The sequence below is a fragment of the Streptomyces sp. NRRL F-5135 genome, from assembly GCF_000719775.1.
GTDB lineage: Bacteria > Actinomycetota > Actinomycetes > Streptomycetales > Streptomycetaceae > Streptomyces > Streptomyces hebeiensis.
This window is the reverse complement of sequence record NZ_JOHR01000028.1, coordinates 1-15,114: the sequence shown is the minus strand read 5'-3', so window position 1 is coordinate 15,114 and position 15,114 is coordinate 1. Positions and strand designations below refer to the sequence as shown.

20 protein-coding genes and 2 pseudogenes are annotated in these 15,114 nt (G+C 69.4%); all 22 read left to right on the top strand.

All coding sequences use genetic code 11. The annotated features are described in order from the left end of the window. Nucleotides 1-9: 9 nt before the first annotated feature. Nucleotides 10-279, top strand: coding sequence for a hypothetical protein (locus IG02_RS0133010; RefSeq protein ID WP_030756476.1), 270 nt, complete (start codon nt 10-12; stop codon nt 277-279). Beyond that, nucleotides 270-554, top strand: a complete 285-nt coding sequence (locus IG02_RS0133005; protein WP_030756473.1) for a hypothetical protein — start codon at nt 270-272, stop codon at nt 552-554. Before IG02_RS0133010 ends, IG02_RS0133005 begins: the two co-directional genes overlap by 10 nt. Next, nucleotides 551-1,486, top strand: a complete 936-nt coding sequence (locus IG02_RS38045; RefSeq protein WP_051766055.1) for a WhiB family transcriptional regulator — start codon at nt 551-553, stop codon at nt 1,484-1,486. The genes IG02_RS0133005 and IG02_RS38045 overlap by 4 nt, the downstream gene beginning before the upstream one ends. After that, on the top strand, nt 1,483-1,953 hold the full coding sequence (locus IG02_RS0132995; protein WP_030756467.1) for a hypothetical protein: 471 nt from the start codon (nt 1,483-1,485) through the stop codon (nt 1,951-1,953). The genes IG02_RS38045 and IG02_RS0132995 overlap by 4 nt, the downstream gene beginning before the upstream one ends. Next, entirely contained in the window at nt 1,950-2,360 is a 411-nt protein-coding gene (locus tag IG02_RS0132990) for a hypothetical protein (protein ID WP_030756462.1), read from the top strand. The genes IG02_RS0132995 and IG02_RS0132990 overlap by 4 nt, the downstream gene beginning before the upstream one ends. 417 nt (nt 2,361-2,777) lie before the next feature. After that, nucleotides 2,778-3,215: a DUF6221 family protein gene (locus IG02_RS0132985; RefSeq protein WP_030756459.1), complete on the top strand. Its 438-nt coding sequence runs from the start codon at nt 2,778-2,780 to the stop codon at nt 3,213-3,215. Beyond that, a complete protein-coding gene (locus IG02_RS0132980) occupies nt 3,212-3,676 on the top strand; it encodes a hypothetical protein (RefSeq protein WP_030756457.1) in 465 nt (154 codons plus the stop codon). The genes IG02_RS0132985 and IG02_RS0132980 overlap by 4 nt, the downstream gene beginning before the upstream one ends. Nucleotides 3,677-3,925: 249 nt before the next feature. Then, on the top strand, nt 3,926-5,395 hold the full coding sequence (locus tag IG02_RS0132975; RefSeq protein ID WP_158712418.1) for a helix-turn-helix domain-containing protein: 1,470 nt from the start codon (nt 3,926-3,928) through the stop codon (nt 5,393-5,395). Continuing rightward, complete coding sequence (locus IG02_RS0132970) at nt 5,388-6,191, top strand: DciA family protein (RefSeq protein WP_051766052.1); 804 nt, start codon at nt 5,388-5,390, stop codon at nt 6,189-6,191. The genes IG02_RS0132975 and IG02_RS0132970 overlap by 8 nt, the downstream gene beginning before the upstream one ends. Nucleotides 6,192-6,412: 221 nt before the next feature. Continuing rightward, nucleotides 6,413-7,153 carry a ParA family protein gene (locus IG02_RS0132960; RefSeq protein WP_030756451.1) on the top strand — a complete coding sequence of 247 codons (741 nt, stop codon included), beginning with the start codon at nt 6,413-6,415 and terminating at the stop codon, nt 7,151-7,153. Continuing rightward, a complete protein-coding gene (locus IG02_RS38040) occupies nt 7,153-8,268 on the top strand; it encodes a ParB/RepB/Spo0J family partition protein (RefSeq protein ID WP_051766050.1) in 1,116 nt (371 codons plus the stop codon). Before IG02_RS0132960 ends, IG02_RS38040 begins: the two co-directional genes overlap by 1 nt. 367 nt (nt 8,269-8,635) lie before the next feature. Further along, entirely contained in the window at nt 8,636-9,010 is a 375-nt protein-coding gene (locus IG02_RS0132950; RefSeq protein ID WP_158712417.1) for a hypothetical protein, read from the top strand. A 255-nt stretch (nt 9,011-9,265) separates the two neighbouring features. Continuing rightward, complete coding sequence (locus IG02_RS0132945; protein ID WP_030756442.1) at nt 9,266-9,805, top strand: hypothetical protein; 540 nt, start codon at nt 9,266-9,268, stop codon at nt 9,803-9,805. A 133-nt stretch (nt 9,806-9,938) separates the two neighbouring features. Further along, nucleotides 9,939-10,154, top strand: a complete 216-nt coding sequence (locus IG02_RS0132940) for a hypothetical protein (protein WP_030756439.1) — start codon at nt 9,939-9,941, stop codon at nt 10,152-10,154. Between the two features lie 187 nt (nt 10,155-10,341). Then, nucleotides 10,342-10,680, top strand: a complete 339-nt coding sequence (locus IG02_RS0132935; RefSeq protein WP_030756436.1) for a Flp family type IVb pilin — start codon at nt 10,342-10,344, stop codon at nt 10,678-10,680. A 108-nt stretch (nt 10,681-10,788) separates the two neighbouring features. Further along, nucleotides 10,789-11,223, top strand: a complete 435-nt coding sequence (locus IG02_RS0132925) for a DUF6197 family protein (protein WP_030756433.1) — start codon at nt 10,789-10,791, stop codon at nt 11,221-11,223. A 36-nt stretch (nt 11,224-11,259) separates the two neighbouring features. After that, nucleotides 11,260-11,493 (top strand): hypothetical protein, encoded by a 234-nt coding sequence (locus IG02_RS0132920; RefSeq protein ID WP_030756430.1) that lies wholly within the window; start codon nt 11,260-11,262, stop codon nt 11,491-11,493. Continuing rightward, the gene (locus IG02_RS0132915) at nt 11,490-11,855 is read left to right on the top strand and encodes a hypothetical protein (protein ID WP_030756427.1); all 366 of its coding nucleotides are present in this window, start codon (nt 11,490-11,492) and stop codon (nt 11,853-11,855) included. Before IG02_RS0132920 ends, IG02_RS0132915 begins: the two co-directional genes overlap by 4 nt. Further along, complete coding sequence (locus IG02_RS0132910; protein ID WP_030756424.1) at nt 11,852-12,829, top strand: DUF5131 family protein; 978 nt, start codon at nt 11,852-11,854, stop codon at nt 12,827-12,829. The genes IG02_RS0132915 and IG02_RS0132910 overlap by 4 nt, the downstream gene beginning before the upstream one ends. Nucleotides 12,830-13,042: 213 nt before the next feature. Beyond that, a complete protein-coding gene (locus IG02_RS0132905) occupies nt 13,043-13,564 on the top strand; it encodes a RusA family crossover junction endodeoxyribonuclease (RefSeq protein WP_030756421.1) in 522 nt (173 codons plus the stop codon). Nucleotides 13,565-13,608: 44 nt separating this feature from the next. Further along, a pseudogene (locus tag IG02_RS43265) lies at nt 13,609-13,866 on the top strand (WhiB family transcriptional regulator); the annotation flags it as partial. A 176-nt stretch (nt 13,867-14,042) separates the two neighbouring features. Beyond that, nucleotides 14,043-15,114: pseudogene (locus IG02_RS0132895) on the top strand (hypothetical protein); the annotation flags it as partial.

Here is a 15,114-nt window from a genome sequence, read left to right as displayed (position 1 = left end):
GGCCCCGCCGTGGGTTCCACAATCCTGCCCATCCTGCTTATCACCAGCGTCGTCCTCGCGGCCGCAGTTCCCCGGGCCCGGCGCGCGGTGCGCCGCGGCGTGTACCCGGGGAGCGCGGCGCACCGTGACGCTCTCGCTGCGGTGGACGACGGTACGGCGCCCGCGTTCCGTGACTGGCGGCGGATGTCGACGGCCGAGCAGGCCGCCCACGACCGCCAGGCCATCGCCCGCGCAGACCGGGCCCACACGCCGGAAAGGGGGCGAGGGCAGTGTTCCTGAACGTGTTCGTCGCGGTCCTCATCGTGGTGGCGGTGGCCGCCGGCCTGTGGGCGTTACAGATACTCCGATCAACGCGGCGCGCACTCTCCGGGGTGCGCGCCGCAGCCCGTCTCGCGGAAAGGCTCCACGAGCGGGACATGCGGGCGTGCCGGGCCCGGCTCCAGGCCGTGCTCGACGAGCACGCCGTGATGGGGGCCGCCGACCGTGTCCTGGACGCGGCGCTCGCCCGCCACACGACTGATCCGAAGCCGAAGAAGGAGGGGGGATCCCCATGACGATGTCGCTGTCGCCGAGTGCGGCGCACCAGGCGTTGACCGAGCATCCGCTGTACCGCTACCGCGGGTGCCAGCCCGACGTGGACAACCCCCGCATGGCGGCCGGCGACCCGGACGTGCCGGTCGACGCGTGGGGGCCGTGGACGGGAGACGGGGCGGAGCCGCAGGCCGACCGGTACGCGCGGGAGCGCGCCGCGAAATCGGTCTGCGGGTTCTGCCCGGTGCGGGAGGCGTGCCGCATATATGCGAACACGGAGACCGCAGACGGGATGCTCGCCGAGCCGGAAGGCGTGTGGGGCGGCGAGTTGGCGCTGGAGCGTCACCGTGCGCTGATTCAGCGCCGCAAGGCCGCGCTCGACGCCGGCCGCCCCGTCCCTGTCGTGGAGGTGCGTCGGCCGGAGCGGGATCTGGCGATGTGCCGCACAGTCCAGAAGCAGGCCGTGCTCCGGTCGCTGGCGCGGGAAACCGACGAGGAGCTGGTCGCGTATCGGGCGGGAATGGACGTGCGGACGGCGAACTGGAACCGGTCGGCGCTGTGCAAGCTGCTGGGCGTGGACCGGGAGACCGCGACGCGGGAGGACCTGCTGGACGCGGCGCGCCGGCACGGGGTTCTGCCGCGGGGGGTGCGGGTGCGGCCGGACGGGGCGTGGCCGGTGGCGGCGGCGCCGACGACGGACGGGATGCGGCAGCGCCGTATCGGCCCGGGCCGGCCGGTACAGCTGATGATCCCCGACTTCCCGCCCCTTCCCCTTAGCCCGGCCGGTGCGCGGCCGCGCGCCGCTTCAGGATGCGGCGGGCCTCCCGGCCGAGTCCCGGCCCGCGCGGCCGGTTCAGGGGGCGGGCCGGTGCGGCTCCGCCTCGTCATACCGCCCCCTGAGCCCCTCGCTCTCCCCCTATCCATACCCGACCGACTGCTGGAGACCGCCTCGTGATCACCCCCGCCCACCAACTCACCGCCCCCGCCCTCGGGTCCACAAGTACCGGGGCCGCGGGCCCCGACGCCCCGACCGACGCCTCGACCGGCGCCGTCGGCCCGGAGGGAACGGACCGGGTCCTCGCCGAGCGCTGCCAGTCCTCCGGGGACTACCTCGCCGGCCTCATCGCCGCCGCCACCCTCGACCACGCCGGCCAGCCCGGGAAGCTTCCTGAGCTTCTGTGGCCCGACGCCGAGCCGTGGCTCGTCCGCGCTGTCTGGAACGCGGCCCTGGCCGTCGGCTACCGGGCGGGCCGCATGTCCGTACGGCCGGAGTGGACCCCTGAGGCCCTGGCCCGGCTCCGTGCCCAGTTCGCCGACGCCGGCTACCAAACCATGGCCCGCCATGTCGCCCGCACCGCCAATCTGCACCGGCCCGTGCACCCGGCCGACACCGAGGTCGTCCGGGACGGGGGCAGCCGATGACCGCCACCACAGAGCCGGGCCGGGGCCGCGGGCGGCAGGTCCTGTTCGACGAGACGGCCCGTCAGCAGTACCTGGCGGCGGTCGCCGACGGCATGCGCCTCGGGGAAGCCGCCGCGCACGTCGGCGTCAGCATCAACGTGCCCCGCCGCCACGCCCGCACCGACACCGCGTTCGCCGCACGCCTCGACGACGCCCGGACCCAGGGCAAGAAGATCCGCGACGACCGGATTCCGCACTCGGAGGCCCACTACAACAACCAGCAGTGTCGTCACCCCGACTGCCGGGCCCGCGCGCGGGAAGGCCGCGCCCACCGGCGCCAGACAGCCGCCGAGCCCGCGCCGGTCGCCGAACTGCGCGATGCCCGCGCCGAGTCCCCCATTTCCTTTTCGCTGCTGAAAGCGTCTTGAGGGCGAAGCAGGGCAGGGCCGCAGGCATCGGTTATTTGTGGTGAATCTTTATTGGACTCGGGTGGCCCGGCGCCCGGGTCGAGTGACCAGCATGATGAGCTGACGATCTGACTAGATCGACACGGTATGGGAGAAGGTGGGGACAGTGGCGGAGGGAATTGGTAGGCTCAGCCTGGCGCCAGACGACCACTCAGCTACAGGTCTGACGGCGACACCCCTGGACATAGGTCCGGCCCCGCTGGATTCCAAGGTGGTAGCACACCGAGGAGCAGGGCCGGGTCGACACTCAACCCTCTACGAAGGTGCCGACATGGCAAAGACTACCCGGGGCCGTTCCCCGGATCACAGGCAGACCCGCAACTCTGGCGTGAACGCACCGCCATCGAGGGGTCCTGTCACCACTACACAGCCCACGCGATGAGCGGCCAGGGCGAGAGCGTCCTCGCCTGGCTGAACACTGTCATCGCCATCCGTTCCAATGCGGCACAACGGGCCCTCAAGGGCCGTTCAGGACGTTGGTGCAGCGGAACCAGTTCGGACAACCGTTACGCCGATGAATGGGAACTCGAGTCACACGTCGTCTACGAGGACGAACTGGACATCGTCGTGGTCAGCAACGACGTCCATCCGTCCAAGGACCAGTCCGTTCACATCGCCCTGAACGACCCCGAGTCGGTCCTGCGCCGCTGCGCCGCCGACCGAAAGCTGCTGGAACTGCACGGCGGTCGAGGACACTCTTGCCTCGCAGACGGGACTGGCCACCTGGACGAGTGGATGCAGTTCGCCCCCGGCGATGCGTGCCCCGTGATCTTGATCCTCGCTGAGGGCTACGGCTGGACAGGAGGCCACCGATGAGCGGCATGGTCTACCTCGGCTCTGACGACCCCGACTTCGGCTGGGAGTTCCGGGCGGAGGACTTCGTGTACGCCCGGCTCCGCGAGGAGATGGATGCGGCCACAGCCCTCCACGAGGGTTCCGCGCGGGACGCGGCGGTAGCCCGAGTTGAGTCGCTGCGCCTGGCCGTCGTACAGCACTCCTGCTACGTCACCAACGACGGCTACAGCCAGGCTCGCTGCTTCACCTGCGACGCGGCTTGCGGCTTCCCGTGCTCCACGATGCGCTACTTCACCCGCATGTGGCGCCACCACCCCGAGTACAAGCCCGGGTGGAACACGGAGTTGGACCGCGACAGTGGCCCGAGTGACTGGCAGCAGGACATGCTGCGGGTTGCGGCGCGCGGAGGATTCCGCAACGACTTCCTCGCCGAACGGGCGCAGGGACAGACCTCACCCAGTAAGGGAGATCGAGTGACGTAGCGACCTTCGAGCGGGAGGTTCTGGGCCCCTTGGCGGGGGCACTTCCTCAACCGCTGGCCGCTGGTGTTGGCGCACCGTGCGCGGCCGTATCCGACGGCTCGGTTTGGCGACCGAGCTAAGGCTCGAATCTCAGATCCGGTTTGGCGACCGGGCCCGAGTGTTCGAGCGACCTACTTGCTTCTCACCGAAGCAGCACCACCGAAGCGGGGCCGTTGTCGTCCCACAAACGCTTAGGAAGACGGGTACATAGTGCCGTACGCATCCCCTTCTTGTCAGCTTCCGCGCGCCCGCACGGGCGATTCGCCCAGTATTTCCCCCAACCGTGGCGGCATCCCGTGCCAGCGACAGGACACCTCGAAGACCCCCGGTGCCTTCCCTGTCGCGCCCGCCGACCAGTGGCTGGACGCCACGAGCGGACGGATCGCCACCTGCGCCCACTCCTGGATGACCGCCGTCCACTGGGTCCACGAACTCGCCAAGACCGGCCTGTACGTGCCGTCCCGGAAGCACGGCCCGAAGTGGGGGCCGACGACGCTCGTCATCGCCCAGGAACTCTCCGCGCTGACCGAGTGCCGGCCCGGAATCGCCTACCTCATGCGGAAGCTGAAGGTGTCGGAGCGGACCATCCAGTACCACCTCGGCCTGCTCCGCGAGACCGGGCTCCTCGTGTACCGAGTGAAGGGCACCCGCCTGTCCGGGCAGCCGAACCAGACGTCCGTGTTCGAGCGGATCATCCCCGCCGCGTTCGATGAGGCCCACGGCATCCGCACGATCCAGCGCGACGAGACGATGCCCGCCTACACGCGTGTCCCGGTCGGGGCCGCGCCGGAGAAGCAGGGCCTGCTGGGGAAGCTCGCCCGGAAGGCCACCCGCAAGCGCCGCCGGCCCCGGAAGCAGACCGTTTCCTCGAGGACGCGTTGCACCCCAATGCAGGGTGGTACCTCAGCTGTTGACACTGCCGGTACTACTCACTTCCCCCCTGAGAGCAAGCTCGCAAGCGGGCAGAGCAAGTCCCCCACCCCGAAGAAGTCCAAGGCGCAGGCCGGTGGTCGGCGGAAGCTGAACCGCGTCGGCCGCCGCTACCAGCTCGCCCGCGAGGTCATGAGCATCGCCCCGTGGCTCTCCCGCGGCTCGTGGAAGCGGCTCGCGTGGATCCTCCGGGACGTCGCCGACGCCGGATGGACCGCGCTCGAGGTCCAGGCCGTCGCCGAAGCCACCCCCCTCACCGCTGCCGAGGTCCGCCGCCCGTCCGGGATGCTCGCCCACCGCCTCAAGGGCGCCCACCTGCTGTACACCACCCCCCAGCGCCGCAAGACGGCCGTCCTGGCATGGCAGGAGTCCCGCGTCCAGGAGAAGGCCCGCCACCGCGGATACGAAACCCTCGGCGGCGGCCCGGCCCGCGCGTCCGTCCAGCGGATCGTCCGCGACGCCCTCGCGCACAGCCGCCAGCCGTCCGCCGAGGACCTTGAGGCCGCTGTCAGCTACGGCCACGACGACAGCCAGCATGTCGACATCGACACCCTCGACGAGGCGACCGTCGTGGACCTGAGGGCCGCCGCCGAGGCCAACCCTCAGATCATCCTCGACGCCATCCCCGTCATGGGCGAGGCCGACGCCCGACGGCTCTACACCAACCAGCTCGTCGACCGCGCACTCACCCGGTACAGCACCAACGTCCGCATCAGCATGCCCTGGCAGGAGGCCGCCACCTATGCCTGACCACACCCCGACCGCGTCAGGCGTCGACCTCGCGCGCCAGGCCCTCGCCGCCTACAAGACCGCCGCCAGCACCCGGCCAGCTGCGCCGAGGAAGGCTCCTCGGATCCGCCGTGACCGTTCCGGCGGCCGCGACCCGGTCACCTTCGCCGCCGCCATCGAGCGCATCAACGCTGAACAGGGATGGGAACTCGGCCTCGACGGCGGCAACATCCTCCACCAGTGGCCCGTCCTGTGCCCGCAGTACGACGGACTCATCGCCGCTGAAGGCTTCGACCCGGACCAAGGCCGGCTCGACCTCCGCCCCTCGTCCAACGCCTACGCCACCCAGCTGCGGCTGCTCGGCGGGCAGCTTGCCAAGCAGATCAACGACAAGCTGGGCCGGGCCGCCGTCCGCACGATCCGGGTCCTCGCCGTCGGCCCCGGCCAGCCCCGCTCCACCGCGCCCACCGTCACCACTGCCGGAACGCCGGACACGACGGCCGCGCCCGTACGGACGCGGGAGAACGCCTCGGCCGGCTACCGCCGTACCCTTGCCCTCGCCCTCGAGCACCGGCCGACCGCGCCCGAGGAAGGGCCGCTCGTCGCTGCGGCCCGCGCGCGCCTCAACGCCGCGGTCGCTCATCCCTCGCGCCGCGAGCCAGCAGATGCGTTCACGGAGGCGGTCGTTGAAGCGGAACGTGTAGCCGCGCCTGCGCACGTTACCGAGGCCGATGCCGTCTACCAAACCGCGCTGCGCGTGGCACGTGCGCAAAAGGCCGAGGGCCCGCTGCCACGCCGGGTGTTCGACGTGGCATGACGAGACGGGAACCCCACGTGTTTTACGGCCGTAAAACACGGCCTGTCCTCGGTCACCGCTGCTCGGGCCGACGTGACGGCGATGTGTCAGGGGCCCAGAGTTTTACGGCCGTAAAACTCGCCGACTTGTCGCCCTCCCTGTCCAGCGGCACTCCGACCGTCTGAAAGACTGCCTTCCGTCCGGAGTACCAGCACCATTGGGAAGTAATCGGAGACAGCAAGATGCCGTACATCACCGTGCTCTTGAACAGGAAGGGCGGGGTGGGCAAGTCGCTCATCACGGTCAATCTGGCCGCCGTCTACGCCGAAATCCTCGGCAGTAACAGCGACAACCCGTCCGTCGCGGTCGTCTCAATAGACCCACAGGCCACCAGCGTCGAGCACGCCGACAAGGTCAGAGAAGCAGGACGCGAAGTCCCCTTCCGCGTCGTCAACGCCAGCGTCCGCAACGTCGAACAGCTCCGCCGCCTGCGCCGCGCGAAGGCCGACTTCATCATCGTCGACACCCCCGGCTTCATGCCCCTCAACGAGGAAGAGGACGACGAAGCCATTGACCCCCTGGGAGACGGCACCGTCGGTGACGCCCTGCGAGCCATCCTCGACGTCGCCGACGACGTGATCGTCCCGCTCGAAGCAGAAGGCTCCGCCTTCACCCCGACCAAGGTCACCATCGAACGGGTCCTCCTCCCCCGGCAGATTCCCTACGGCGTAGTGATCAACAACTGGGATCCGCGCGACGGCGAAGCCGACAAGGAACGAACCGAGAGCCTGGTCAACCGACGCGGCTGGGAGCTGTACAACGCCACGATCCGGCACTACAAGCCCCACACCCGCGGCATCACGAACGGACGCTTCTGTACCCAGTACGAGTCGAACCACACCGCCACCAAGGCGAAGCAGGACTTCGTGTCCCTCGCCCTCGAACACCAGCTCCGCCGCCAGAAGTTCACGGGGGCCCGCTAGTGGCACGCGACGAGTTCGACGACTTCTTCGGAGACGAGGACAGCACTTCATACACCGACACCCGCGCCGACGGAAGGCTCTACCGGGTACCCATCACACGTCTCGTGCCGAACCTGGTCAACCCACGGCAGGACTTCGGCACGACTGACGAACTGATCGACTTCGGTAAGAGCCTTCAGCGCCGGCAGAACCAGCCGTGCCCGGTCGTCAGCCGCATCGCCTACCTCAAGCTGTGGCCCGACCACGCCGAACAGATCGGGAGCGTCGACTACGTACTCGTCAGCGGCGAGCGCCGCTTTCGGGCCGCGACCGAGGTCGGGCTCGCGGCACTGGACTGCGTGGTCAACGACGGCTTCGCCACCGACCGGAAGACGTTCATGGAGGCCGTGGTCTCCGAGAACGTCGACCGGCAGAACTTCGACGCCATCGAAGAGGCATACGCCGTGCAGGCCCTGGTCCGCGAGTTCGGCACCAACCGAGCGGTCGCCCAGCACTTCGAGCGCGCCGACGGCTGGGTCACGCAGCGCGTCCTCCTCACACACCTTGCCCCGCAGATGCAGGAGCAGGTGCGGAAGAAGAGCGTCCCGCTGGAAGCCGCCCGCAAGCTTGGGATGCTCGCACGCGACAACAAGTGGGACGCAGCAGAACAAGCCAAGTGGTGGGAGCAAGAACAGTCCCGGCGGAACGCGCTCGCCGAGGCCAAGGCCGCGAAGAAGCGCGCCGAGAAGACCGAAGCGCAACGGGCAGTACCGTCCGCTGCTGCTCCACCACGTGTCTCCGCACCAGAGGAACGGGACGGATCGTCCGTAGCGGAGCAGCGTCCGACCGTTCAGGCCGAACCCAGGGATGCGCCGAGTTTTACGGCCGTAAAACCCCACGGCTCCTCTGAGGCCGTCGTCGCCCCCCGCTCAGTCCCCGAGCAGCACGCCCGTACCGCAGAAGCAGCCGATGCCCCCGAAGCAACCGAACAGGGGACACCTCATCCGTCATGGGCGGAAGGTGTCCAGTGGGACCGACCTGACGAACTCAGCGCCGTGATGATCGAACGGATGGAACTGCAGCACCGGCGTCGAGTGGTCAAGCTGCTCCTCGAGGCCATGCCGTACCAACCGTGACCACGACGGTCCCGCAGCGAGTGCGGGACCGCCTCTACCTGCGTGGCGCTGTTCAGGACTACAATCGCCGTCATCTGACGGGCACGCGCTCGTGAGGTCTCGAGCCCCCGCAGGGCCCGAAGGGTGTTGTCGGCAAAACTCCGCCCTCACGGTCCGCGGGGGCTTCCTCATGGGATACGGCGGTGGCCTGGACCATGCGTCACGGCTGTATCAATACTCAGGACACCCTTACTCGCCGAAGCGAATTGCTGCCACAGTGACACCCTCGGGCCTGGACTGGCAGCAGGCCCAGACAGGCCCCGGCCGGGCAGGACGGGCCCCGTCGCACCCTTCCCGATCTGCCGGAGGAGCGGAGACACGCCCTCTCATGACCCCCACACCCGCAGCAGACATCCCGCCGCACGCACCGCCCGGACCGCCCGGGCCAGACGCCGCCAGCAGCGACGTCATCCACTTGGACGCACGCCGGCCATCGCGCCAGCACCTTCAGCCCGAACCGGCCGCGGTCACGCCGGACACGGACAGCCCCGAGCAGCAGCTCGCCGAAACGATCGAGGCCCTCCTTCTCGCCCGCGGGCACAGCCTCACCGACGAGACCACCAGCTCCGTATACGCCGCCACCGTCGACGCCGTGCTGCTCATGCTCGAGGGAGCACACGCCCAGGGCGTCCTGGAGGCGGAGCAGCACGCCACTCTGCACGGCATGATCCTCGGCATGCGCGAAGCCCCGAAGCGCGTCTGAGGTCGGCCCGGCGCCTCGGCGGTGTTGCGCTGGTCGCGGGGGACTCGTAAACCGGGTTGATTCGACACGAGTCGACAACGGTTCGTAGCCGAGCGGTGATCGACAACAACTATGCGTTCAACTTCAGGCATATACGTGCCATCATGAGGCGTCCGGAATCACCCGGGAACACTTCCGGCCCCACCGGCGCACGCCCCGAACCAAACCGGTCCGTCAGCACTGCGCCCCCGGGGGCCGCCTACGGAACGGGGAGCCATGGGCACGACGGAAGACGACACCGCAGCAGAAAGACTGCGTACCCTCGCCACGCACTACATCGAGCCGGCCCGCACCGGGACCGGTATCCGCGGCCCCCGCCCCACCGAGGCCCGCCCCCCTCTCAACGTCAACATAGTCAGCCACATGGCGGCCAGCGTCGCCGAGGTCATCGACCGGGCCCGCGCCGACGCCCCCCACGCCGGCCACGCCCCCGCTGTCCCCGACGGCATCTACCAGTGGTGGAGGGACAACACCCAGCACCTGGACGCGGAGAAGCGGCAGGCCCGCGAGACCGTCATCTACCGGCAGGGCCTCGAGCACGCGCTCGCCATGGGCGACCACAAGGTGATCCGCCGTCACCCCTGCCCCGCCTGCGGCTGCTTCGGCCTGTTCTGGCGGTCCACGGTCGGCCGGGCGGCGTGCTCCAACCTGGACTGCACCGACCCGCTGGGCCTGTCCCGCACCTGGAACCTGGCGCGTCTCGCGCACGAGCACATCGCCCGCGAATTCGCCCGGACGAAGAGGGCAACCATCTGACGGTGCGCGGTGTCTACCAGACATCACAACCGCACCACCCGCACCATCCCCGGGCCTTCTGGCAGAGGTCCACCCGCCCACTCGGCCGCCGTCAGCTGCGAACTGCGGCCCGTCGAGTTGATGGGAGCCCATCGTGGCCGCACACAGTCTCAGCCCGTACGCCGACTTCGTCACTCTCGACGAGTGCGTCGCGCTCCTCGAGGAGACCGGGCACCCCAAGGGGCAGACCACCGTGCGCCGGTGGATCAAGAAGCACCGCCTGGAGACCGACCGTGTCGGCGGCCTCACCGCAGTGTCCTGGACACAGATCCAGCAGATCCACCGCGACATGATCACGCGCGAAGGCTGACACCAGCCCGCGCGAAAGAGCCGAAGCCCTCGCCCACTACCCCCGGGGCGGGGGCTTCGTCATGCCCCACCACCCATTTCCATGCGAAGCATTGTGCAAGCAATGCGTAATGTGTAATCTGGTGGAGCCGACAAGGCCAGAACCCCCACCGGGAACTGGCCGAGTAACCCATTCCAGGAGCTCCGCCATGAGCGTGATCAGCCCTGCCCGCAACACCAGCACCATCAACTACCACCACCTCCCCGCCCCACAGCAGAACCTCTTCGACCAGCTCATGGCCCAGGCGGACAACACCGCCAGCGCCGCCGAGTACGAAGCCCTCATGGCCGCCCTGATCGCCATCACCGGCATCACCGGCGTCCGCTACAACGAGATCCTCAAGTGCGCCTGCCCCTGTGACTGCGGCTGCATCTTCGACGCCGACGCCCCCGGCCTCCGCACCGTCGAAGAACCCCAGGGCTACAACCTCGGCCGCCTCCAGTGCCCCACCTGCACCGACGAACACCCCACACCCGACGCCGACTAGCCACCCTGGCCCCCGGCCCGGGTCGAGCACCACGCCCACACGGCGCGCAGTAGCTCCCCGGGCCGGGTGAACACCCCACCCTCGCCACGCCGCACCCGGGAGACACCCATGTCCAGCACCGGCACGATCCTCCGCACCGCCGCCCAACTCCTCAACTACTACGGCCTCCACACCGGCGACCACTTCGCCACCCACACCGGCCAGCTCGACCTCAACGCCGCCATCTTCCGCGCGGTCACCGGGAAAACCCCCAACGCCTTCCTCACCGACGACGACCGGGCGCTGCTCCTCATCACCACCAACGAGCCCGCCATGGACGCCATCCGGATGCTGTCCGCCGTCCTCCCCACCGAGCCGCCCACCGACCCCATCACCGGCTTGGACGACCACATCGATCACCTCTCCTGGTGGCCGTCGTACGCACCCGCCCCGGACCGCGGCTGGCCCGCCCCCACCGTGTCCGAGGTCATCGGCGCACTCCACCGCGCCGCCCAGACCGCAGACACCCTCACCGACCTTCCGCCGGTTCGTACAGCCGCCTGACCCCCGCTCTTCCACCGCAACCGGAGACCCCACGCCATGACCACCATGACCATCGCCCCCGCCGGAACCGGCGACAGCGCCGACGACAGCTGGGAGGCCGGCTACACCGACGGCGAACTCGCCGCCATCACCGGCCTCTCCTCCCGCCGGGCCCACGCCCGCGCCGCCATGGCCGACCAACACGACCCCTTCTACGCCCAGGGCTACATCGACGGCTACCTCCACGCCACCGCCGTCAACGCCGCCCTTGCCAAGGAGATCGGCCAGTGACCGACACCCCCGACCCGACCGACCCCGCGTACATCGAACAACTCGCCGCCACCCTCAACCTCGCCGCCGAATTCCGTATCCCCTGCCCCGGCCACCCTCACGGCCACGCAGCCGACCTCCGCGTTCAACGCCGCCTCGACGGCAACGCCGACGGATGGGCCGTCTTCAACGACAACCCCGGCAACGAACACGCCTGGACCGGCACCGAATGGACCTATCGCGGCGAACTCGCCCGGGCCCAGATCTACCGCTACGACCGGCAGACCGCCCTCAACGAAGCCGTGCGCATCGCCCCCCTCGAAACCGCCGCCCACATTGCCCACATCGCTCGCCTCCGCAGCGAACTGGAGGAGTCCTCATGAGCAACATTGAGTGGACCGAGCAGACCTGGAACCCGACAACAGGATGCGACCGGATCAGCCCCGGCTGCGACAACTGCTACGCCCTCACCATGGCCAAGCGCCTCAAGGGCATGGGCTCCGCGAAGTACCAGACCGACGGCAACCCCCGCACCTCCGGCCCCGGCTTCGGCGTCGCCGTACATCCCGAGGCCGTCATGGAGCCACTCCGCTGGAAGAAGCCCCGGCTCGTCTTCGTAAATTCGATGAGCGACCTCTTCCACGCTGGCATCGACCGGCCCTCGTTGGAACTCATCTTCGGCGTCATGGCAGCCACGCCGCAGCACACCTACCAGGTCCTCACCAAGCGCCACGGCCGGATGCGCAGTCTGCTCAACGACCCCCAGTTCTCCCACATGGTTCGCCACCGGGCCGAAGCCTGCTATGGCCGTCCCTCAACCGCTGGCTGGGCTTGGCCCCTCCCGAACATTCAACTGGGCGTTTCCGTCGAGAACCAGAAGTGGGCCAACGTTCGCATCCCCGCACTGCTCGACACCCCGGCCGCTGTCCGCTTCCTGTCCTGCGAGCCGCTCCTCGGCCCCGTCGACCTCTGGGGGCCCATCGTCCCCGGACGCGGCCGCCCCAAGCTGACCTACTGGCTCACCGGACGGCCGACACCTGGACCCGAGTACACGACCTCAACAGGCTTGACCATGCACAGCCCGGCCATCGTTACCGGCCCCCGCGTCGATTGGGTGATCTGCGGCGGAGAGTCCGGCCCCGGCGCCCGCCCGATGAACCCCGAGTGGGCCGCGCAAATCGTCGGGCAGTGCCAGCACTCCGGTACGGCCGTATTCGTCAAGCAGCTCGGCTCCGTGTGGGCCCGTGACACGACCTACGCCGGGAGGACCGTCGCCGCCCACGGCGATACCAAGGGCGGCGACCCCCAGTACTGGCCGGCCAGCCTCCGCGTCCGCGAATACCCGACCACCCCATGAACGGTTACCTGGCGGGCTGCTACGGCAAAACCCGGTTCCCGAGCCGCCGAGCAGCCCGCCGCCGCGCCCGACAGATACGAGGACAAGGCGGCCCCCGCTTCAACACCTACCGCTGCCGCTACGCGGACACCTCCACCTCGGACACACAGCGGGCAGCGCCACCCACCTCCGCGCCGGACCCCACGGCCCCACACCCGTACAGGAGTACGCCTCATGACCACCGCCCCCGCCCTCACTCGACAGCTCCGACTCGCCATCGTCGTCCACGGCCGCCCCGCACCCCAGGGCAGCAAGAAGTACGCCGGGCACCGCCGCAACGCCGCCTCCGGCCGCGTTTCAGCTGTCCTCGTCGAGCAGTCGAAGCGCGTCAAGCCCTGGAGGACCCTCGTCACCCGAGCCACCGAAGAAGCCATCCGCGCCCGGCGCATCGGCACCGTCCCGGAGCACTTCCCGCCCCTCGACGGCCCCCTCGAAGCCGAGATCGTCTTCACAGTCCTCAAGCCCGCGTCCGCTCCGAAGCGGAAACGCAGCTGGCCCACCACCCGGCACAGCGGCGACGTCGACAAGCTCATCCGCTCCACCTTCGACGGCATCGCCGACGCCGGCGCCGTAGTCGACGACTCCCGCATCATCCGCGTCACCGCCACCAAGACCTTCCCCGGCGAGCACCCCGACGCCCTCGACCAGCCCGGCGCACTCATCCGCCTCTACACCCTGATCGGAGACCTCTCATGACCACCCGAACGGGCCGTCCCACGAGACGCGCCGCCGCGCCCGCCCTGACCGGCACGGCCGCCGAGGACTGGCGCACCAGCGGTATCTGCCGCGACGAGGACCCCGAGCTGTTCTTCCCTGTCGGCATGTCCGACCTGGCGAAGGCCCAGGCCGAGATGGCGAAGGACGTGTGTCGGCGCTGTCCGGTGCGGGAGACGTGCCTGGCCTGGGCGCTGGAGACCCGGCAGGACTCGGGTGTGTGGGGCGGTATGGCGGAGTGGGAGCGGCGTCGCGCGCACCGGAGGGAATCGCGGGTGAGGAGTGCCGTGCAGCGGATCCTGACGACGCAGCTCGCGGAGTTCGATGCGGCGCTGGCAGCCGGCCTGTCGGCGTGGCAGATCGCGCAGAAGCTGGCGACGAACGTGCAGACGGTGAAGACCGCGACCGCGGCGCTGGAGAAGAGGCAGGAAGAGGCGCGTCTGGGTATGGAGGTGGCGGCATGAGCCGTCTCGAGGCCGACCACGTCGGCAGCTCGAACCGGTACGCGTATGGGTGCCGCTGTGTCCCGTGCACGAAGGCTGCTACCCGGGCTGACGCGGAGAGGCGCCTTGACCGGATGGCGGGCCGCCCACGGTCGGTTCCTGCCGAACCGGTTCGGCAGCATGTTCTTGCGCTTCAGAGCGGTGGTTTGAGTAAAGGCCAGATCGCCGCCGCTGCCGGGGTCAGCGAGACCACGGTGGCACACCTGTCGTACGGGTTCCGGAAGTGGCTGCTGCGGGGGACGGCGGAGAGCATTTTGGGGGTTCGCGGGTCGCAGCCGGTCACGCGGGGGAACGTGCCGGCGGTCGGCGCGGTGCGCCGGATTCGTGCCCTGTACGCGCTGGGGCACTTCCAGTACGAGATCGCCAGCGCCTGCGGTCTGTCCAGGGATTGTGTCAGTGACTTGGCTGCCGGGAGTTGGGCTTCGCTGGCGGTGGAGCGGGACGTGTCGATCCGGCGGGCGTACGACCGGTTGGGGATGACGGTCGGCGGCTCGTGGAAGACCCGCCGGCGGGCCGAGCGGAAGGGGTGGGCTCCGCCGCTGGCGTGGGATGACGACACGATCGACGACCCGGACGCGGTGCCGCAGACGGACGCGGTGCCGCCCGTGTACACGGAGGGCGCGGACGTGGTGGACCGATTCCTGATGGGCGAGTCCGTGATCCTCGACAAGGAAGGTCGGCGGAAGGCACTTCGGTATTTGATGGAGTGGACGTCGCTGTCTGCGGAGGAGATCGGGGCCCGGCTGGAGATGTCGGGGGGATTCGGTTACGAGGGCGTGGGAGCGGATCAAGGCTGCTGCGCGGCAGGAGGGCGGGTCGGTTCCGTGGCGCCGCGTATACGTGGCACCGGCGCGCGAGAAAAGCACAGGCCGCGACGACGTGAGGAGTGCAGCCTGATGACAGTTATCCAATACAGGGAGGAAGCTGTGCCAGCCTTCAAGCGACTCACCCGCGCGGACCTGTCCACGCTGACCCGCGCCGAACTCCAGGACCGCATCGAAGTGGAGAACGCCTACTGGGACCGCAAGT